The organism is Pseudomonas sivasensis, from assembly GCF_021391435.1.
Lineage (GTDB): Bacteria > Pseudomonadota > Gammaproteobacteria > Pseudomonadales > Pseudomonadaceae > Aquipseudomonas > Aquipseudomonas sivasensis.
The window spans coordinates 1,665,054-1,685,070 of record NZ_CP090029.1 but is presented as its reverse complement, the minus strand read 5'-3'; the positions used below and the strand labels follow the sequence as shown (position 1 = coordinate 1,685,070).

The window sequence follows — 20,017 nt, the reverse complement described above, 5'->3', positions numbered from 1 at the left end:
CTCATTTCTCCATCGGCGTGGCGTCGCGGCCGCGCAGGACGATGTCCCAGCGGTAGCCGAGGGCATAGGAAGGAATGGTTTTTTCCAGGTCGAAACTGGCGATCAGGCGCTGCTTGGCCGAAGTGTCCGGCACACAGTTGTAGATCGGGTCGTATTCCAGCAGCGGGTCGCCAGGGAAATACATCTGCGTGACCAAGCGCGTCAGCACGCTGGGGCCGAACAGCGAAAAGTGGATATGCGCCGGGCGCCACGCGTTGTGGTGATTGCCCCATGGGTAAGCGCCGGGCTTGATGGTCTGGAACTGATACCAGCCATCGGCGTCGGTGACGGTACGGCCGGTGCCGGTGAAGTTCGGGTCCAGCGGCGCGTCGTGCAGGTCACGCTTGTGGTTGTAGCGGCCGGCGGCGTTGGCCTGCCAGATCTCCACCAGAATGCCCGGCACCGGCAAACCGTTTTCGTCCAGTACACGCCCATGGATGATGATGCGTTCGCCCTGGGGCTCGCCTTCATGCTGGGCGGTGAGGTCGTTGTCTTTCTCGTTGATCCGCTCGGCGCCGATGGTCGGGCCGGTGATTTCCGACAAGGAATGGGGCAGGAACACCAACGGCTGTGACGGCGAACGCAAGTTCGTCGACTGGTAGGCCGGGTGCAGGTAATCAGGTTGGGTGCCCGCTTGCGGGCGCCGGTAACCGGGCTTGTCACTCATGGAGCAATCCTCTCTTATTAGATGCGTTCAATCGCCAGGGCCAACCCTTGGCCGACGCCGACACACATGGTCGCCAGGCCTTTACGGCCACCGGTTTTTTCCAACTGATGCAAGGCTGTCAGTACCAACCGCGCACCGCTCATGCCCAACGGGTGACCGAGGGCGATGGCGCCGCCGTTCGGATTGACCTGGGGCGCGTCGTCGGCAATACCCAATTCGCGCAGTACCGCCAGGCCTTGGCTGGCGAAAGCTTCGTTGAGTTCGATCACGTCAAAGTCGGTGACCGCCAACCCCAGGCGTTCCACCAGCTTGCGCACCGCTGGCACCGGACCGATGCCCATCACACGCGGGGCGACACCGGCGCTGGCCATGCCCAACACGCGGGCACGCGCCGTCAGGCCGTGTTTCTTGACCGCTTCGGCGGACGCCAGAATCAGCGCCGCCGCACCATCGTTCACACCTGAAGCATTACCGGCGGTGACGGTCTTGTCAGGGCCGTTGACCGGCTTGAGTTTGGTCAGGGCTTCCAGGGTGGTGTCTCGTGGATGCTCATCGTGCTCGACCACGGTTTCGCCTTTTTTATGGGCAACCCTTACCGGCACGATTTCTTCGGCAAAAAAGCCCGCAGCCTGAGCGGCCGCCGTGCGTTGCTGGCTGCGCAGGGCGAAGGCGTCCTGATCAGCACGTGAAACCTGGTAATCATCGGCGACGTTATCGGCGGTCTGCGGCATCGCGTCCACGCCGTACTGGGCTTTCATCAAGGGGTTGATAAAGCGCCAGCCGATGGTGGTGTCTTCCAGCTTCATGTTGCGCGAAAACGCCGCGTCAGCCTTGCCCATCACGAACGGCGCACGGGACATCGACTCAACGCCCCCGGCAATCGTCAGCTCCATTTCGCCGCTGGCGATGGCGCGAAAGGCGGTGCCAATGGCGTCCATGCCCGAGGCGCACAAACGGTTAAGGGTCACGCCCGGAATGCTTTCCGGCAGACCCGCCAGCAACAGCGCCATGCGGGCGACGTTGCGGTTGTCTTCACCGGCCTGGTTGGCGCAGCCGAGGAACACCTCATCCACCGCGCTCCAGTCCACCGACGGATTACGCTCCATCAGCGCCTTGATCGGCAATGCCGCCAGGTCATCGGCGCGTACGGTGGACAGGCCACCGCCAAAGCGGCCGATGGGGGTGCGAATGGCATCACAAATAAATACGTCGCGCATCAGGCTTCTCCCGGTGCTTGGCCGTGGGCGGCAGCGGTGCGGGCTTCGAGATCACGCAGGGCGGTCAACTCGACCTCGGTCGGCTCGGCGGTGGTGCTGACTTGGTCGGCAAAGCGAATCGCCCAACCGGTAGCGGCCACCACTTGCTCGCGGGTCACGCCAGGGTGCAGCGCGGTGACCACGAATTCATGGGTGCCCTCTTCCGGCTCCATGATGCACAGGTCGGTAATGATTCCGACAGGACCGGCACCCGGCAGGCCCAGGCGTTTACGTGAATCGCCGCCCTCGCCGTGGCCGACTGAGGTAATGAAGTCCAGCTTGTCCACAAACGAACGGGACGACTGCTTGAGGATAATCAGCACGCTCTTGGCGGAGCCGGCGATTTCCGGCGCGCCACCGGCACCCGGCAGCCGTACTTTGGGCTGGTGATAGTCACCGACCACGGTGGTGTTGATGTTGCCGAAACGGTCGACTTGGGCTGCACCGAGAAAGCCCACGTCGATACGTCCGCCTTGCAGCCAGTAGCGAAAAATCTCACCGGTTGGCACCACGGTGTCAGCAGTTTCCGCCAGTTCGCCATCACCAATGGACAGCGGCAGTACCGAGGGCTTGGCACCAATCGGGCCGGACTCGTAGATCAACACCACATCGGGCGATGAGGTCAGGCGCGCCAGGTTGGCCGCTTTGGATGGCAGGCCGATGCCGACAAAGCACACCGAGCCGTTCTTGAGGCGGCGCGCGGCGGCGACGGTCATCATTTCATTGGTCGAGTAAGCCATTACTTGGCCTCCTGCGCGGTGGCCAACTTGGCCTGGTATTCACTGAAATCGGCAGTGCCGTGGATGTATTCGTCGATCCAGGCGGTAAACGTCCCACGGTCGCGGGCAATCGGATCCCACGCCTGGTAGAAGCGGTTGTCGCGCTCGTTGTAACCGTGGGCGTAGGACGGATGCGCGCCGCCGGGTACGTGGCACACAGCAGTCAGGGCCCAGGTGGGCAACACGCAGCTGTTCATCGGTGCATTCAGGTCGTCGACAATTTCTTCAACGGTGACGATGCAACGCTTGGCCGCCAACGCCGCTTCCTTCTGCACACCGAGAATCCCCCAGAGCAGCACATTGCCTTTGCGGTCGGCCTTTTGCGCGTGGATCACCGTGATGTCCGGACGCACCGACGGCACCGCCGCCAGCACTTCGCCGGTGAACGGGCATGTCACGCTTTTGATCAATGGGTTGACTTTGGGCAGGTCGGAACCGGCGTAGGCACGCAGTACCGCGAACGGCAGGCCAGAGGCGCCGGCGACGTAGGCATTGGCCAGGTCGGCGTGGCTGTGTTCTTCGATTTCCAACGGTTGCGGCCATTGCTTCTCGACCGCGTCACGCAGGCGATGCAGGGAGCCCACGCCCGGGTTGCCGCCCCAGGAGAAAATCAGCTTGCGTGCGCAGCCGGCACCGATCAACTGGTCGTAGATCAGGTCAGGCGTCATACGCACCAGCGTCAGGTCTTTCTTGCCCTGACGAATGATTTCATGGCCTGCGGCGGTAGGGATCAGGTGGGTGAAGCCTTCGAGAGCGACGGTATCGCCGTCGTTCACGAAACGCTTGACCGCATCACGCAGGGTGAGAATTTCAGCCATGGGGTTGGGCTCCCGGTGTTGATCGAAAAAGGCGCTGAGGTGGCGCCGAAGTGCTTGAAGATTAAGCCGGGGAAATGGGCCAAACAATCCGATAATCGACTCAGCGTTCGATTATCGAACATATTGTTGTCTAGCTAATCTTCTGGTGTGAGAGAGCGCTTGCCCTCTCACAGCTTAGAAACCTGCCAAGCTCAGGTGGCATCCGCATGGCTGACCATGCCCTTGATCACCACCGCCGTCGTGGCCACAGCGGCCGGGATCACCAGGGCGGTGAGCACCTGCTCAAAGTTCCAGCCCAGGCCCAGCAAGGTGGCGCCCATCCAGGCGCCGAGGATCGCGCCGAAGCGGCCGATGCCGAGCATCCACGACACGCCGGTGGCGCGGCCTTGGGTCGGATAAAAGCGCGCCGCCAGGGACGGCATCGCCGATTGCGCGCCGTTGACGCACATTCCGGCGATCAGCACCAACGTCGCCAGCACGGTGATATTGCCCAGGCTCTGACCTACCGCGTAGGCAAACACCCCGGCCAGCAGGTAAAAGATGCCGATGACTTTGTGGGGATTGAACCTGTCCATCGCCCAGCCTACGCCGACGGCGCTTAACACCCCACCGAACTGGAACAACGCGCCAATAAACGCGGCCTGCTCCATGCTCGCGCCACTGTCACGCATCAGCGTCGGCAACCAACTGGTGAGCAAGTACACGATCACCAGGCCCATGAAGTAGGTGAGCCACAGCAGCAAGGTCCCGGCGCTATAAGTGCCGGAGAAGATCACCGCGAACACGTTGCGGGCCTTGACGGTTTTTTGTTCGGGCACGCTGAAGGCGGTGGCCTGGGCGACGATGTTGGGCTCGATGGGTGACAAGGTTTTGCGCACCTTATCGGTGCCGCGGTTGCGCACCACCAAGTAACGCGCCGACTCCGGCAGCCAGAGCAGCAGCACCACCACCAGGATCAACGGCAAGATGCCGCCGATCATCAATAACGCGTGCCAGCCGAACGCCGGGATCAGTTTGGCCGAGATAAACCCGCCACCGGCCATGCCCAGGTTGAAACCACAGAACATGCTGGTCACCAGCAGCGACTTGTGGCGCTCGGGGGTGTACTCGGACAGCAGCGTGGTGGCATTAGGCATGCCTGCTCCAAGGCCCAGCCCTGTGAGGAAACGCAGCACCAGCAACTGGTCGACGTTGCTGCTGTAGGCCGAAGCCAGGCTGAACGCGCCAAACACCAAAACCGCGCCGACCAGCACGACTTTACGACCGAAACGGTCGGCCAGCGGGCCCGAACCTAACGCGCCGAACACCATGCCGATCAACGCGGCGCTCATCACCGGACCAAGGCTGGCGCGGTCGATGCCCCAGTCCTGGGACAGCGCAGGCGCAATAAAACCCATGGCGGCGGTGTCGAGGCCATCAAGGAAGACAATCAGGAAACACAGGATAACCACGCGCCACTGATAGCGTGACAGTGGCTGGGTGTTGATGAAGGACTGCACGTCCAGCGTGGTACCGACAGAAGGCTGATTCATTATTTTTATTCCACACCGAGGGCGGGCCAACGACCTGGGGTCGTCATTATTATTGGGGCGCCCTTAAGAGCGCTGCCGCACAGTAATAAGCCGGAGGAAATAGCGTCAATTGATCAAGCCGGGATCTGTGCGGTCACCGAACACCTTAGGCAAACAACTGCGCACTCAGCTCACGGCTGGCGCTGAGCATGCTCGGCAGGAAGCGCTGTTCCAGCTCGCTGCGGCTGACGCGTCCGGCATGGGTACTGACGTTGAGCGCTGCCAATACCTGGCCAGACGCGTCATACACCGGCACGGCGATGGAGCGCAGGCCTTGCTCCAGTTCCTGGTCGACGATGCACCAACCCTGCTGACGCACTTGTTGCAGGCATTCGAATAAGGCTTCGGGGGTGGTGAGGGTGCGGCTGGTCTTGATTTGCAGGTCCGCGTGGTCGAGGTAATCCTGCAGCGAGGCGTCGTCCAGCGCCGCGAGCAGGATGCGGCCCATGGACGTGCAATAGGCCGGCAAACGCCCGCCCACCGAGAGGTCCACGGAAATCAGGCGTTGGGTGGTGGCCGAACGGGCGATATAGAGGATGTCGTCGCCTTCGAGGGTCGCCATGTTGCAGGCTTCGTGCAGTTGTTCACTCATGCGGTCCAGATATGGCTGGGCCGACACCGCCAATGGCGTGGACGACAGGTAGGCATGGCCGAGGGTCAGTACTTTGGGCAACAAGGAATAGGTACGCCCATCGGTGGTGGCGTAGCCAAGTTTGATCAGGGTATGCAGGCAACGACGCACAGCGGCGCGGGGAATTTCGGTGCGATGGCTGATTTGGGCAATCGTCAGGTGGCGTTTGCGCTCCTGGAATGCCTGCACCACGGCCAGGCCACGGGCCAGGGAGGTCATGAAGTCCGGGTCACCGGTAAACGCCTGGATACGCTTGGCCGGCGAGGCAACGATCGGCGGCGCCACTGAGGCGAAAGAGTTGCGCAATTGATCGTTCATCTCAGGTTCCTTTCTCTTATTGTCAACCGCAGGGATTGGGCAGGTATTACAAGCCGCACCGACCGATCTGCACAAGGCAGGGCCGGCAACATTGGGCGATTATCGGACGATCATGCGATTATCGCAATTTGGGGCGTACCTGAGCGACCGGTCTCGCGATGGCGCCTTGGCAAAGTAAAGTTACGGTGAAAGGCTTGAACCTTTAGTTGCTTGTTGAATTTATGGCGCCAGAATCTCAGCAACTACTCACGTGTGCGTGTAACAAAACGCTCACACAAAGTTGACGCTTTTCAACTTTATGCCGATAGTGTTATTCAAATGCGCCGCTATAATGCACCCTGTGCGGAGGTCAGCCCGGTTTCACTTTCGGGGCCAGAGCTCGCCAGGCCAGGCACATGCAGTGCATGGACAGTCGCAACTACCTGCTTTGAATGACAGCCATAACCAACGGTTTCCAGTATCCGTTGTTCAAACTTGAACGCATCAACTGCTCAACTTTGAACAATCCGAGGGCGACATTCAGGCATAACGCTGCAGCGTAATTACACTCAACTCAATTAGGTAACAATGTGACGAAAGATGAACTGCGCGCGGAACTTGAGCGCCAGGAGCAACGTTACAAGGATGTTTACGGCGGGGAAGTCACCACCTACGCCGCCCAGCCTGAACCTGAACGCAAACCATGGCGCAAGCGAGCCAGCCTGCTCGACCAGGCATTTGCCCAGGAAATCCAAAAGATTGAACAGGAACTCAAAGCCGAAGAGCCATAAGCGCTTCGGATTGAGCCTAGGGTTCGGCCCTGACTGCTGGCAGCTAGCCATCGGTCGGGCACCCTGAGTCCCACTCCCACCAGTAAAATTTCATACAAATGTTTCAAGGATGACGATTCGGTGACAAAACCGTGTCTTTTCAGCCCTGCACTTTATAAATCAAAGACTTGCTAAAGCCCCGAAAACCCTGGGATCGCCCGGTTTCGCTCCAGGCGTTTCAATGAAGATTGTTACCGACGAGCAGCTAATGCATCGATTACTGAGGTTTTCTGGCATAATCGCGCCCCCTTACGACCGGGTCAGAAAACCTTCATGATCGATTTATTCAGCGGACTGGATGCTTGGGTTCTAGTGAGCCTGTTGCTCGCCCTCGCCTTTGTCCTCGCCTTCGAGTTCATCAATGGCTTTCATGACACCGCTAACGCGGTGGCCACAGTCATCTATACCAAAGCCATGCCGCCGCATCTGGCCGTGTTCTTCTCCGGGGTGTTCAACTTCCTCGGCGTGTTGCTCGGTGGTGTCGGTGTCGCCTACGCCATCGTGCATCTGCTGCCGGTGGAGTTGCTGATCAATGTGAACACCGGCCATGGTTTGGCGATGGTCTTCTCGTTGTTAGCCGCGGCGATCACCTGGAACCTGGGCACTTGGTACTTCGGTATCCCTGCTTCCAGCTCCCACACCTTGATCGGTTCGATCCTCGGTGTCGGCCTGGCCAATGCCCTGATCAACGATATCCCTCTGGCTGACGGTGTGAACTGGCAGAAAGCTGTTGATATCGGCGCATCCCTGGTGTTCTCGCCAATGGCTGGTTTCCTGGTCGCAGCCCTGGTGCTGATCGGTCTGAAATGGTGGCGTCCGCTGTCGAAGATGCACAAGACTCCGGACCAGCGCCGCAAGCTCGACGACAAGAAGCACCCGCCGTTCTGGAACCGCCTGGTCCTGGTGATCTCCGCCATGGCCGTGAGTTTCGTGCACGGCTCCAACGATGGCCAGAAAGGCATCGGCCTGATCATGCTGGTGCTGATCGGTATCGTGCCGGCGCAGTTCGTACTCGATCTGGGCAGTACCACCTATCAGATCGAACGCACTCGCGACGCCACCGTGCATTTAAGTCAGTTCTACCAGCGCAATAACGCCACCCTCGGCGAATTCCTGGCCCTGGGCAAAAGCGTGAAAGACGATCTGCCGGGCAAGTTCCAGTGCAACCCGCAGCAGACCGAACCTACTATCAATGCGCTCGTCAGTACGTTGAAAGGTGTCTCCGACTACCATTCGCTGACTTCGGATCAGCGTATCGAAGTGCGTCGCTACCTGCTCTGCCTGGACGACACTGCGAAGAAAGTCGGCAAGCTGCCGGGCCTGGATGCGCGTGAGAAGTCCGACCTCGACAAACTGCGCAAAGACCTGACCGCCACCACCGAGTACGCGCCGTTCTGGGTGATCCTCGCCGTCGCACTGGCCTTGGGCCTGGGCACCATGGTGGGTTGGAAGCGTGTGGTACTGACCATCGGTGAGAAGATCGGCAAACAGGGCATGACGTATGCCCAGGGCATGTCGGCACAGATCACCACCGCTACCATGATTGGTTTTGCCAATATCTTCGCCCTGCCGGTGTCCACGACCCACGTGCTGTCTTCGGGCGTGGCCGGCACCATGGTCGCGAACAAAAGCGGCCTGCAAGGTGGCACGGTCAAGACCATCCTGATGGCCTGGGTGTTGACGTTGCCTGCGACTGTTGGACTGTCGGCCGGGTTGTTCTGGTTGGCTTCCAAGGCGTTGGGTAGCTGATAGATTTGGGTTGGAAAAGAAGGCGTGATCCTGATGGGGGTTGCGCCTTTTTTTTGGTTTTTTTGGCGGGGGACCTATCCGTTGTTGCAGCGATGGATATACACACAAAAACAACTCAAAAAAAAAGGCGACCGAAGTCGCCCAAAATGCCTTGCGTGCTCATGTAACCCGGAAAGACCTAAGGTTTTTTACGCTTGTTTGCGTCTTTCCAGATGAAGAATCCAAACCCTACAAAAAACAACACCATGAGGCTTACAGTCAGCACTCCGGCGAATACCACATTATCGATAAACATGACCGGCCTCCTGCACTTGCCCTGTTGCGATAGGGCTAAGTTACTGGAGAAGGCAGATTGAAAAATTGACGGGGATCAATGTCGCCCGCAACGGGGCGTAAAGAAGGGGACTAACTGACCTGCATCAACAGATGCAGGCCGTGTTAACGCTTTTTCGGTTTGTTCTTTGATTTTTTCTTGCCTTTGCCTAAAGGCATCGCGTGTTCAAACGCCTGGCGCACTTCATTCAGGCGTTTGTCATTGAGGTCATGTACGCGCTTGGCGCGTTCGGCATTCAGGTCGATCAGCTTGTCGTCATCACTCATGGCTTGTCTTACGTCGTGGCGAGTAGGGTTCAATAATGCGGGCTGCTGCGCCCGACGGCAAATCAGCGCGCGACAAATGGCAGGCCGTCGCCCAAAATCGGCACTTTCCGCACGACCCAGGAGGCGCACTCAGGTGGCTCTGCACAAGGATCTTCCACCGTTGCTGGCACTACGAGCCTTTGAAGCCGTGGCCCGCCACTTGAGTTTTATCAAGGCGGCGAGTGAGTTATCGGTTACCCAAAGCGCCCTAAGCCATCAGGTGCAAAAGCTCGAACAGCATCTGGGTAAACCGCTGTTTATCCGACGCACCCGCGCGATCGATCTGACCGCCGACGGGCAGCGTTACTACGATGAAATCCGCCCCGCCCTTGACGCCATCGCTGCCGCGACCCGCGCCCAACGGCAGCTACCCAGCGCCACTGTGTTGCGCATCGGCCTGCTGGCGTCTTTCGCCACCTTGTGGCTGGCCCCGCGCCTGGCGGGGTTTCTCAACCGCTATCCGCACATCCAGGTGGAGTTATTGCCAGCGATTCAACTGGCCAACGTCGCCGCCGCCGAAGTCGACCTGGCCATCCGTTACGGCAAAGGCGATTGGCCGGACGTGCGGGCCACGCGGCTGATGGCTGAAGTGATTTCACCGGTGTGCAGCCCGGCATTCAAGGCCAGTCAACTGCACAACGGCCCCTTGCTGATGGCAACCTCGCACCGGCCGTTCGAATGGACGGATTGGTCCCAGCATTATCAAGTCGACCTCGAAGACCACCCGCGCGTCATGCTGCATGACTACAACATCGTGGTCGAAGCCGCCGTCGCCGGCCAGGGCATTGCCATGGGCCGTCACCGCCTGATCCAACGCCGGCTTCAGGACGGCAGCTTGGTGGAAGCCTTCGATTGGCCGCCCTACCACAGTGACATCGGCTATTGGCTGATCGCCCCCCAAGGTTCCACCGGTGAAGCGGCCGAGTGTTTCAGCCAATGGTTAAAGGAGGTCTGCGCTGACGCGTGAGTTATTTCGATACGTCGCGTGAGATCTATCCGTTTGTCGCAGCCTCCCCCGGACCAACATGCTCAAACCTCTTGAAATCAGAGGATTCAGCATGAGCAACTCCATCCGCCAACGCGTGCACGCCCTTGGCTTGACGCTGCCAGCCCCCAGCCAGCCGATTGCCAACTACATCAACCATGTCATCAGCCAGAACCAACTGTTTATTTCCGGGCAGATCCCACTGCTCGACGGCAAGCCTGCTTACCTCGGCAGACTGGGGGAATCCCTCAGCGAGGAAGACGGCACCCAAGCGGCAGAACTGGCTGCACTGAGCTTGCTCGCGCAATTGAGCGATGCCTTGGGCGATGACCTGTCGCGCTTGGTACGCACCCTGCGCCTGGGGGTGTTTATCGCCAGCAGCGCTGACTTCCAGCACCAGGGCGCGGTGGCGAACGGTGCGTCGAACCTGCTGGTGAATGCACTCGGCGAACAGGGCCGGCATGTGCGAACAGCGGTGGGTGTTGCCAGCCTGCCGGCCGGCGTGGCGGTGGAGGTTGACGCAATTTTCGAGTTGCAGCCGTGAGCCCGCTGGATATTCAACGATTAAGGGAGGCCACTCCCGGCTGCCAATCGGGCCTCGTGCACTTCAACCATGCCGGCGCGTCCCTGCCAAGCCAGGCGACACTGGACGCCATCATCGACCAACTACAGCGCGAAGCCCGCGACGGTCCAATGGAGGCCGGTGAGCATGGCGCCATGCTGATGGAAAAAGCCCGCCACGCCGCCGCGCAACTGCTCAATGCGCCTGCCGCGTCCATAGCCTTTGCCAGCAGCGGCTCAACTGCCTGGAACATGGCGTTCCAAGCCTTGGGCGCGTGGCAACCCGGTGATCGCATTCTGGTGGGGCGCCACGAATGGGGCGGTAATCTGGCGAGCATGCAGCTGGCCGTGCAGGCGGGTGCACGGGTGGAAGTCATCCCCTGCGATGCAACCGGCGCGGTTTGCCCCGTGGCGCTGGAGTCAATGATCGATGCCCATGTAAAGCTGATCGACCTCACCTGGCTCCCGGCCAACGGCGGCCTGATCAACCCCGCCCAGGCCATCGGCGCAGTGGCCAAGCGTCATGGCATCCCCTACTTTGTCGACGCCGGCCAAGCCGTCGGCCAAGTGCCGGTGGATGTACAAGCGTTGCAGTGTGACGTACTCAAGTCGGCCGGTCGCAAACACCTGCGCGGGCCGCGAGGCACGGCGCTGCTGTATGTACGGCCGGACTTTCTCCAGCACCTGGACCCGGCCCAGCGTGACGTGCTTTCTGCCCCCTTGGCCGCAAGCGGTTTCGACCTGCGCGACGACGCCAGGCGCTTTGAAACCAGCGAAGTGTCCTTCGCGCTGTTAGCGGGTTTGGGAAATGCGCTGCACGAGATGAATCACCTGGGGATTGAGCGCGTATGGGAACGCGTCGCACAGACCAGCGCGCAAATTCGTGAAGCTCTACGTGAGATTCCGGGGATTTCCCTGCATGAACTGGGCACGCTTCAATCAGGGCTGATCGCTTTCAACCTAGCCGGCTGGGACGCCTTCGAACTCAAACGGCAATTGGGATTGAAGCGCATCAATATCGGCGCCAACGGCATGGGCTACACCCCGCTGGATATGCAGGCGCGTGGCCTGGCAAGCGTTGCAAGAATCTCCGTCAGCCCCCTGAACAACGATCACGACATCAAGTCGCTGATGGCAGCCCTGCGGCAACTGAGCGCTTAAACTTCGACGTCAACCCACAAGCCCTGGCGCGGCGCGTCTTCGATCAACGGCACGACCGGTACGGTGTTGTCGGCATTGAGCAGGTCGCCCGGGATCGCCAGGTGCTGATCCGGGTTTTCATCGGCTTCGCGCCGACGCTTCTGTTGTTCCTGCTGGCGGCGTTGTTCCTCGCGCAGCAAAAAGGTCGACTGCTCGGCATCGCCCTTTTTCAGGTCGATCGTGCTTTCGTTAGAGCCCGCTTGCACAGGGACCACGGGCGGAATATCCGGTTTCTGGCGGACCGGGTCGAGTTGCGACGTAACCGGTACAACGCTGACGGGCAGCATGGGTGGCAGCATGATAGTTGTTCTCCTGTCAGCAGGCTGTCGGCGGACCGAGCGACGACTTGAGCACGGACTCGCCAACCTGTGACCCAGTCGACACTCGCAAGTGCCCGCCACCCGTCGATTCAGCGCTCGCCCCTGCACTCAAACGGAGTAGTTTTCGTCAGAGTCCTTTGGCTGAGGGCCTTGTTCCGTTAAGATAGTCGGCTTTTTCACGGCGGGAGTCAGGCAGCATGGCGCAGCAGTATCAACCGGGGCAACGCTGGATTAGTGACAGCGAAGCAGAGCTGGGGTTAGGCACCGTTCTGGCACAGGACGGCCGCTTGTTGACCGTGCTCTATCCGGCCACTGGCGACACTCGCCAGTATGCGCTACGGAATGCGCCCCTCACCCGCGTGAGGTTCTCGCCGGGTGACTCCATCACCCATTTCGAAGGCTGGAAAATGACCGTTCAGGAAGTCGACGACGTCGACGGTCTGTTGGTTTACCACGGCCTCAATGGGCAGAACGAGCAGGTCACCCTGCCGGAAACCCAACTCTCCAACTTCATCCAGTTCCGACTGGCGAGCGACCGTCTGTTCGCCGGCCAAATCGACCCGTTGGCGTGGTTCTCGCTGCGCTACCACACCCTGGAACACACCAGCCGCCAATTGCAGTCCTCGCTGTGGGGCCTGGGTGGCGTGCGTGCGCAACCCATTGCTCACCAACTGCATATCGCCCGTGAAGTCGCTGACCGTATCGCGCCGCGGGTATTGCTGGCGGACGAAGTAGGCCTGGGCAAGACCATCGAAGCCGGCCTGGTGATCCATCGCCAATTGCTGTCGGGCCGCGCCAACCGTGTGCTGATCCTGGTCCCGGAAAACCTGCAGCACCAGTGGCTGGTGGAAATGCGCCGCCGCTTCAACCTGCAAGTTGCGCTGTTCGACGAAGAACGCTTCATCGAAAGCGATGCCGCCAACCCGTTCGAAGACACCCAGTTGGCCCTGGTTGCACTGGAATGGCTGGTGGACGACGAGAAGGCCCAGGACGCGCTGTTCGCCGCCGGCTGGGACTTGCTGGTAGTCGATGAAGCCCACCACCTGGTCTGGCATGAAGAAAAAGCCAGCCCGGAATACACGCTGGTGGAGCAACTCGCCGAAGTGATCCCCGGCGTACTGCTGCTCACCGCTACCCCGGAGCAACTGGGCCAGGACAGCCACTTCGCTCGCCTGCGCCTGTTGGACCCGAACCGATTCCACGACCTGCACGCCTTCCGCGCCGAGAGCGAGAACTATCGCCCGGTGGCCGAAGCCGTGCAGGAGCTGCTCGATAAGGGCCGCTTGTCACCGACTGCACACAAGACCATCCAAGGCTTCCTCGGCAACGAAGGCGAAGCGCTGCTCACCGCCGTCAACGATGGCGACGCCGAAGCCAGCGCGCGCTTGGTGCGTGAGCTGCTCGACCGCCACGGCACCGGCCGCGTGCTGTTCCGTAACACCCGTGCCGCCGTGCAGGGTTTCCCGGAGCGTAAGCTGCACGCCTACCCAATGCCGAACCCGGATGAATACCTGGAGTTGCCGCTGGGCGAACACGCCGAGCTGTACCCGGAAGTCAGCTTCCAGTCGCAACCGGACATCGATGAAGAAAACCGCTGGTGGCGCTTCGACCCGCGCGTCGAGTGGCTGATCGACCAGCTCAAAATGCTCAAGCGCACCAAAGTGCTGGTGATCTGCGCCCACGCCGAAACCGCCATGGACCTGGAAGACGCCCTGCGCGTGCGCTCCGGCATCCCGGCCACGGTGTTCCACGAGGGCATGAACATCCTCGAACGTGACCGCGCCGCCGCCTACTTTGCCGATGAAGAGTTTGGCGCACAGGTGCTGATCTGCTCGGAAATCGGCAGTGAAGGCCGCAACTTCCAGTTCTCCCACCACTTGGTACTGTTCGACCTGCCGTCCCACCCCGACCTGCTGGAACAGCGGATCGGTCGTCTGGACCGGATCGGCCAAAAGCATGTGATCGAACTGCACGTGCCGTACCTGGAAACCAGCCCGCAAGAGCGCCTGTTCCAGTGGTACCACGAAGCGCTGAACGCGTTCCTCAACACCTGCCCGACCGGCAACGCCTTGCAGCATCAGTTCGGCCCGCGCCTACTGCCGCTGCTGGAAAACGCCGACGACGGCGAGTGGCAAGCCCTGATCGACGAAGCCCGTGCCGAGCGCGAGCGCCTGGAGCAAGAGCTGCATACCGGTCGTGACCGTCTGCTGGAGCTCAACTCCGGCGGCGCTGGCGAAGGCGATGCGCTGGTTGAAGACATTCTTGAACAAGACGACCAGTTCGCCCTGCCGATCTACATGGAAACCCTGTTCGACGCATTCGGCATCGACAGCGAAGACCATTCGGAAAACGCGCTGATCCTCAAGCCCAGCGAAAAAATGCTCGACGCCAGCTTCCCCCTGGGCGACGACGAAGGTGTAACTATCACCTACGACCGTAACCAGGCACTGTCGCGCGAAGACATGCAGTTCATCACCTGGGAACACCCGATGGTGCAGGGCGGCATGGACCTGGTGCTGTCCGGTTCCATGGGCAATACCGCCGTGGCGCTGATCAAGAACAAGGCGCTCAAGCCGGGCACCGTGCTGCTGGAGCTGCTCTACGTCAGCGAAGTCGTCGCACCACGCGCACTGCAACTGGGTCGCTACCTGCCGCCGGCGGCACTGCGCTGCTTGCTGGATACCAACGGCAACGACCTGTCCGGCCGCGTCTCGTTCGAAACCCTGAACGACCAGCTGGAAAGCGTGCCACGGGCCAGCGCCAACAAGTTCGTGCAAGCCCAGCGCGATCAACTCACCCCGCGCATCAACGCCGGTGAAGAGAAGATCACTCCGCGCCACGCCGAACGTGTGGCCGAGGCCAAGCGTCGCCTGGCGGCAGACACCGACGAAGAACTGGCACGCCTGACCGCGTTGCAAGCGGTCAACCCGACCGTGCGTGACAGTGAGTTGGTTGCCCTGCGCAACCAACGCGAGCAAGGCCTGGCCATGCTCGACAAAGCGGCGCTGCGACTAGAAGCGATTCGGGTGTTGGTGGCGGGTTGATTACCGCCCTGCCCTGCTGAACAAGAAGGCCCGCGCAATGCGGGCCTTTTTTATTCGCTGGAGAACAGCGTTGGCTTTGCGGGCTTCATCGGGGGCAAGCCCTCTCCCACATTGATCAGTGGTCGACATGACAACTCGGTCAACTGCGGGAGGAAGCTTGCCCCCGGTGGAATCACCGCGGTTTCAAGCAGTCGCTGCCGCAGCCGGCACCTCAACCGCCATCAAGCCTTCCTTCATACGCTTGGCATCACGCACAAAACTGCGTGACGCCTGGAACAGAAACAACATCGTCAAAAACAGCGCCACCGGAATCAGGTACATGGCGTCGTGCAAGCCCACGGCTTTATAAGCCTCGGTCATCTGCGCAGCCCCATCGGCATACATCGCCGAATGGGCAAAGTGGTCGGACAGCCCGCCCACCACAATCGGCCCCATCCCGCCGCCGAGCAAGTACAACCCGGCAAAGAACAACGCCATCGCCGTGGCCCGCAGGCGCGGCTCGACCACGTCCTGAATCGCGGTGTACACGCAGGTGTAGAAGTTATACGCAAACAACCAGCCCACACTGAACAGGGCCACAAACACGCCGATCTCGATGCGCCCGGCGTGCAATGCCCAGGCGGTGGTCACAGTGGAGATGATCAGGCTGAACGCCGCAAACAGCAGCCGGCCATTGGCAACACGTTGATGGATCTTGTCGGCAATCCAGCCCCCCAAGGTCAAGCCCACCAGGCCGGTCAACCCGACAATGACGCCAGTGGCGACCGCCGCGTCCTGCAGTGGCATAAGGAAATAGCGCTGCAGCATCGGCACCAGGAACGAGTTGCACGCGTAGGTGGCAAAGTTGAAGCACAGGCCAGCCAGCACCAGCCACAGGAAAGTCGGCACAGCCAGTACGCGGCGAATCGGGCGGTCGACGCGTTCCTGGGAGACTTGTACGGTTTCGGCGGCGCCGCGCTTGGGCTCCTTGATATAGAACATGAACACCGCAAGGATCATCCCCGGCACGGCGGCGATAAAGAACGGCGCGCGCCAGCTGTCGAAGGCCTTGACCATCCAGCCAATGGTAAAGAATGCCAGCAATAGGCCAAGCGGCAGGCCCAGCATGAAAATCCCCATGGCTCGAGCACGGCGGTGCGCCGGGAACAGATCGCCAATCAGCGAGTTGGCGGCAGGCGCATAACTGGCTTCACCGATACCGATACCCATGCGCACCAGCAAGAATGTCCAGAAACTACCGACCAAGCCGTTGACCGCCGTCAGGCCGCTCCACGCGAACAGGCCCCAGCCCATGAGTTTGCTGCGCGAGCCGGTATCGGCCATGCGCCCCAGCGGCAGGCCGGCAATGGCGTAGACGATAGTGAAAGCGGTGCCGATGATGCCGAGCTGGAAGTCGCTCAGGTGCCATTCCATGCGGATTGGCTCGATGATGATCGCCGGAATCGTGCGGTCGAAGAAGTTGAACAGGTTGGCCAGAAACAGCAGGAACAGAATGCGCCAGGCATTCGCCGCTTGGGTCGAGTTCTGCATGGGTCCGTCTCTTTTATTGTTATGAGAGCTGCGATGCCCGATGCATCCTGCCCGGTACCTGCAACATAGTCAGGCGAGCTCTGGTTGTCTGTAATGATTCGTAAAGCTGATAGGGCATGATTTCACCCGGTGCTGCGGGACTTCACCTACAAAAATATAAGTGCGCCACCCTCTTCCCAACGGCCATGACGCGGATAGAATGGCGAGCCTTCCCGCAGCACCCCCTTCTTACCTTTCTTATCGATGACGCCCATGTCCGAAGCCAGTCCGTGTCTGAGTTGCGGTGCCTGCTGTTCACACTTCCGTGTGTCTTTCTTCTGGGGTGAGTGTGCCTCATCGGGGGGCACGGTGCCGGATGACCTGGTGGTGCAGATCAACCCGACCCGCGTGGCGATGATCGGGACTGATCAGAAGCCCGCACGCTGCTGCAGCCTTGAAGGTGAAGTCGGCAAAGGCACCAGTTGCTCAATATATGAGCAGCGTTCAAGCCCCTGCCGAGAGTTCGATGCGTCGTGGAGTCAGGGCGAACAGAACGTCGACTGCGATGCAGCCCGTGCCGCATTTGGCCTGCCGCCGTTGCAAGCGCCGTTCGAATTGGAACTGCCCATCAGCGCTTAGCATTAATCGCTATGGGTGGCATGCCAAAATCATTCAGAGCAAAGTGCCATTATCCCTGGCAAATCCTTCGAGGCTTCTATACTCGACCCCATAGGTCATTGCCGCAGGCTGTGACGTGACGCTATGACGGGACATGCTATGGAATGGCTGGGTCTGCACTTCTTTACCGATCTTCCAGCGAACGGGCACTTATTACTCAATTGCAGTCATAACCCTTTCCTGGTGTTGCTGGCCTATCTGGTGGCCTGTGCGGCGGGGTTCGGCACCCTGGACATGGCTGAACGCGTTGGCCATGTCGAAGATCCCACCGCACGCCGCCACTGGCGCTGGCTGGGTGCCGGCTGCCTGGCGGGTGGCATCTGGTCTACCCACTTCATCAGCATGCTGGCCTTCCAGGCCCCCATTGCGATTCACTACGAACTGATTACAACGTTCGCCTCGCTGCTGATCGCCCTGATCGCCTCGTTGTTCGCCATGAAAACCCTCAGTCATGCCAACCTGCGGTTCCACCAATACGTGCTGGCGTCGGTCTGGATGGGGTTTGGCATCGCGTTGATGCACTACGTCGGCATGTCAGCCATGCGCTCCCAGGCTCAGATGTATTTCGAGTCGGGGCTGTTCCTCGCCTCTGTGGGCATCGCCATGGGCGCCAGCCTGGCCGCGTTATTGCTGTCGAGTTACCTGCGCACCGGCACTGGGGTATTTCATCAACTGCTCAAGTACGCCGCCAGCCTGGTGCTGGGCGCGGGCATTCTCAGCATGCACTTTACCGGCATGGCCGCGACGCAATTGATCGTGCCCACGGGTGCCGACCTTTCATTGCCGCTGGACAACAACCCGATCCAATTGGGGCTGTCGGTCGCCGTGATCACCCTGCTGGTAATCGGCAGCAGCATCAGCGCTGCTCTGGCGGACAAGAAACTGCAGCACAAGGAACGCGACCTGCGTCGGGTCAACGCACTGCTTAGCGAACTGGACCAGGCGCGCGCCTCTCTACAACAGGTAGCCCATTACGATGCCCTGACCAGCCTGCTCAATCGCCGGGGTTTCAATCAGATCTTTGCGGAGAAAATCGCCGAAAAAACCGCTTCAAACGGCATGATGGCCGTGATTTTCCTGGACATCGACCACTTCAAGCGCATCAACGACAGCCTCGGTCATGACGCCGGCGATCAATTGCTCACCGTACTCGCCAGCCATATCAAAGGCTCGGTGCGCAGCCATGCAGACGTGGTCGCCCGGTTTGGCGGCGATGAGTTCTGCATCCTGATCAGCGTCCACCACCGCGACGAAGCGCGGCACCTAGCCCAGCGCATCATGCAGAAAATGAAAGAGCCCATCGAACTGGCCGGCCGCCGCATGGTAATGACCACCAGCATCGGCATCAGCCTGTTTCCCGACGATGGCCTGACCTGCGAAGAGCTGCTCAAGACCGCCGACCTGGCGCTTTACCAGTCCAAGGATACGGGGCGTAACAGCCTGAACTTCTTCAGTTCCAACCTGAAGACCCGGGCCTTCCTCGAACTGCAATTGGAAGAAGAACTGCGCAGCGCCTTGCGCGCCCAGAACCAACTGGTGCTGTTCTACCAACCGATCTTTGACATGAAACTGGGCAAGGTCACGCGCCTGGAGGCCCTCGTGCGCTGGCAGCATCCGCAACATGGGCTGCTGGCCCCGGACCGATTTATCGGCATTGCCGAAAGCAACGGACTGATCGCCGACCTCGACCACTGGGTACTGCGCCAGGCCTGCCATGACTTGAGCCTGCTAACCGACCGAGGCTATACCGACCTGACCATGGCGGTGAACTGCTCGGCCCTGAACCTGGCCCGCGATGAGCTGGCAGATGAGATAGAAGACGCCCTGCGCTTCAGCGGGATCGGCGCTAATCGCCTGGAGCTGGAAGTGACTGAAAATGCGCTGATGGGCAACATCAGCAGCACCCTGGCGCTGTTGCGGCAAATACGTTCGCTGGGCGTGTCGCTGGCCATCGACGATTTCGGCACCGGCTACTCCTCCCTCGCTTACCTCAAGCGCCTACCGCTCAACACGTTGAAGATTGATCGTTCGTTCATCCAGGACATTCCCAAATCGACCGCCGATATCGAGATCGTCCAGGCGATTATCGGCATGGCCCATACCCTGCACCTGCAGGTGGTAACCGAAGGCGTGGAAACCCATGCCCAGTTCGAACTGCTGCTCCAACACGGCTGTGATTACGTCCAGGGTTACCTGCTGAGCCCAGCAGTGGCCGCCAGTGACATCATCAGCGTTATGCAGGGCATCGACATACGCAACCCGCTTTATTCGTTGAGCATGGCAGCCACCAAAGACACCATCGCGCCAAGAGAACCTGCCCCGGGCCGACCTGGGCCCACCTCTATCGTGAGGCCAATTCGCTGACGCCGATTCCTTGGCATTTCGCCATCATTCATCTAAAGATTCCCGACGAACGGCCGATTCATCAGAGTCCGGCCAGGTTT

Annotated in this window: 18 protein-coding genes; 8 read left to right on the top strand and 10 right to left on the bottom strand. The window is 60.4% G+C overall.

Going from position 1 to position 20,017, the window contains the following annotated elements; translation table 11 throughout:
* Position 1: 1 nt before the first annotated feature.
* The 6 genes from pcaH to pcaR form a co-directional block, all read right to left on the bottom strand.
* Entirely contained in the window at positions 2-706 is a 705-nt protein-coding gene (pcaH, locus tag LRO94_RS07510; protein WP_019817832.1) for a protocatechuate 3,4-dioxygenase subunit beta, read from the bottom strand.
* Positions 707-723: 17 nt separating this feature from the next.
* Positions 724-1,926, bottom strand: coding sequence for a 3-oxoadipyl-CoA thiolase (gene pcaF / locus LRO94_RS07505; RefSeq protein WP_177326468.1), 1,203 nt, complete (start codon positions 1,924-1,926; stop codon positions 724-726).
* On the bottom strand, positions 1,923-2,702 hold the full coding sequence (locus LRO94_RS07500) for a CoA-transferase subunit beta (protein ID WP_032891547.1): 780 nt from the start codon (positions 2,700-2,702) through the stop codon (positions 1,923-1,925). The genes pcaF and LRO94_RS07500 overlap by 4 nt, the downstream gene beginning before the upstream one ends.
* Positions 2,702-3,559: a CoA transferase subunit A gene (locus LRO94_RS07495; RefSeq protein ID WP_032891550.1), complete on the bottom strand. Its 858-nt coding sequence runs from the start codon at positions 3,557-3,559 to the stop codon at positions 2,702-2,704. The genes LRO94_RS07500 and LRO94_RS07495 overlap by 1 nt, the downstream gene beginning before the upstream one ends.
* Before the next feature lie 191 nt (positions 3,560-3,750).
* On the bottom strand, positions 3,751-5,091 hold the full coding sequence (locus LRO94_RS07490; protein ID WP_032891552.1) for an MFS transporter: 1,341 nt from the start codon (positions 5,089-5,091) through the stop codon (positions 3,751-3,753).
* A 145-nt stretch (positions 5,092-5,236) separates the two neighbouring features.
* Positions 5,237-6,079: a pca regulon transcriptional regulator PcaR gene (gene pcaR / locus LRO94_RS07485; RefSeq protein WP_032891554.1), complete on the bottom strand. Its 843-nt coding sequence runs from the start codon at positions 6,077-6,079 to the stop codon at positions 5,237-5,239.
* A 569-nt stretch (positions 6,080-6,648) separates the two neighbouring features.
* Here pcaR and LRO94_RS07480 point away from each other — a divergent pair.
* The gene (locus LRO94_RS07480; protein WP_003172389.1) at positions 6,649-6,849 is read left to right on the top strand and encodes a hypothetical protein; all 201 of its coding nucleotides are present in this window, start codon (positions 6,649-6,651) and stop codon (positions 6,847-6,849) included.
* Positions 6,850-7,161: 312 nt separating this feature from the next.
* Positions 7,162-8,637 (top strand): inorganic phosphate transporter, encoded by a 1,476-nt coding sequence (locus tag LRO94_RS07475; protein ID WP_099601300.1) that lies wholly within the window; start codon positions 7,162-7,164, stop codon positions 8,635-8,637.
* Positions 8,638-8,815: 178 nt separating this feature from the next.
* Here the strand turns inward: LRO94_RS07475 and ccoM are convergent, their stop codons facing one another.
* Together ccoM and LRO94_RS07470 are read right to left on the bottom strand one after the other, a co-directional pair.
* Positions 8,816-8,932 (bottom strand): cytochrome c oxidase subunit CcoM, encoded by a 117-nt coding sequence (ccoM, locus tag LRO94_RS27925; protein WP_017530457.1) that lies wholly within the window; start codon positions 8,930-8,932, stop codon positions 8,816-8,818.
* 143 nt (positions 8,933-9,075) lie between these two features.
* Positions 9,076-9,237, bottom strand: coding sequence for a hypothetical protein (locus LRO94_RS07470; RefSeq protein ID WP_095184037.1), 162 nt, complete (start codon positions 9,235-9,237; stop codon positions 9,076-9,078).
* A gap of 133 nt (positions 9,238-9,370) precedes the next feature.
* Here LRO94_RS07470 and LRO94_RS07465 point away from each other — a divergent pair, with 133 nt between their 5' ends.
* The 3 genes from LRO94_RS07465 to LRO94_RS07455 all read left to right on the top strand — a co-directional run bounded on the left by LRO94_RS07465 (position 9,371) and on the right by LRO94_RS07455 (position 11,983).
* Positions 9,371-10,243 (top strand): LysR substrate-binding domain-containing protein, encoded by an 873-nt coding sequence (locus LRO94_RS07465; protein WP_179179429.1) that lies wholly within the window; start codon positions 9,371-9,373, stop codon positions 10,241-10,243.
* A 91-nt stretch (positions 10,244-10,334) separates the two neighbouring features.
* Complete coding sequence (locus LRO94_RS07460; RefSeq protein ID WP_099601298.1) at positions 10,335-10,805, top strand: RidA family protein; 471 nt, start codon at positions 10,335-10,337, stop codon at positions 10,803-10,805.
* The gene (locus tag LRO94_RS07455) at positions 10,802-11,983 is read left to right on the top strand and encodes an aminotransferase class V-fold PLP-dependent enzyme (protein ID WP_179179430.1); all 1,182 of its coding nucleotides are present in this window, start codon (positions 10,802-10,804) and stop codon (positions 11,981-11,983) included. The genes LRO94_RS07460 and LRO94_RS07455 overlap by 4 nt, the downstream gene beginning before the upstream one ends.
* Here the strand turns inward: LRO94_RS07455 and LRO94_RS07450 are convergent.
* Positions 11,980-12,321 (bottom strand): hypothetical protein, encoded by a 342-nt coding sequence (locus tag LRO94_RS07450; protein WP_032891563.1) that lies wholly within the window; start codon positions 12,319-12,321, stop codon positions 11,980-11,982. The two genes, LRO94_RS07455 and LRO94_RS07450, sit on opposite strands and share 4 nt — an antisense overlap.
* A gap of 218 nt (positions 12,322-12,539) precedes the next feature.
* Here LRO94_RS07450 and rapA point away from each other — a divergent pair, with 218 nt between their 5' ends.
* Entirely contained in the window at positions 12,540-15,386 is a 2,847-nt protein-coding gene (rapA, locus tag LRO94_RS07445) for an RNA polymerase-associated protein RapA (RefSeq protein ID WP_032891564.1), read from the top strand.
* Between the two features lie 183 nt (positions 15,387-15,569).
* Here the strand turns inward: rapA and LRO94_RS07440 are convergent, their stop codons facing one another.
* Complete coding sequence (locus tag LRO94_RS07440) at positions 15,570-16,916, bottom strand: spinster family MFS transporter (protein ID WP_032891565.1); 1,347 nt, start codon at positions 16,914-16,916, stop codon at positions 15,570-15,572.
* Between the two features lie 252 nt (positions 16,917-17,168).
* Here LRO94_RS07440 and LRO94_RS07435 point away from each other — a divergent pair, with 252 nt between their 5' ends.
* Complete coding sequence (locus tag LRO94_RS07435) at positions 17,169-17,534, top strand: YkgJ family cysteine cluster protein (protein WP_032891567.1); 366 nt, start codon at positions 17,169-17,171, stop codon at positions 17,532-17,534.
* 138 nt (positions 17,535-17,672) lie between these two features.
* A complete protein-coding gene (locus LRO94_RS07430; RefSeq protein ID WP_179179431.1) occupies positions 17,673-19,937 on the top strand; it encodes a putative bifunctional diguanylate cyclase/phosphodiesterase in 2,265 nt (754 codons plus the stop codon).
* Positions 19,938-20,017: the final 80 nt, after the last annotated feature.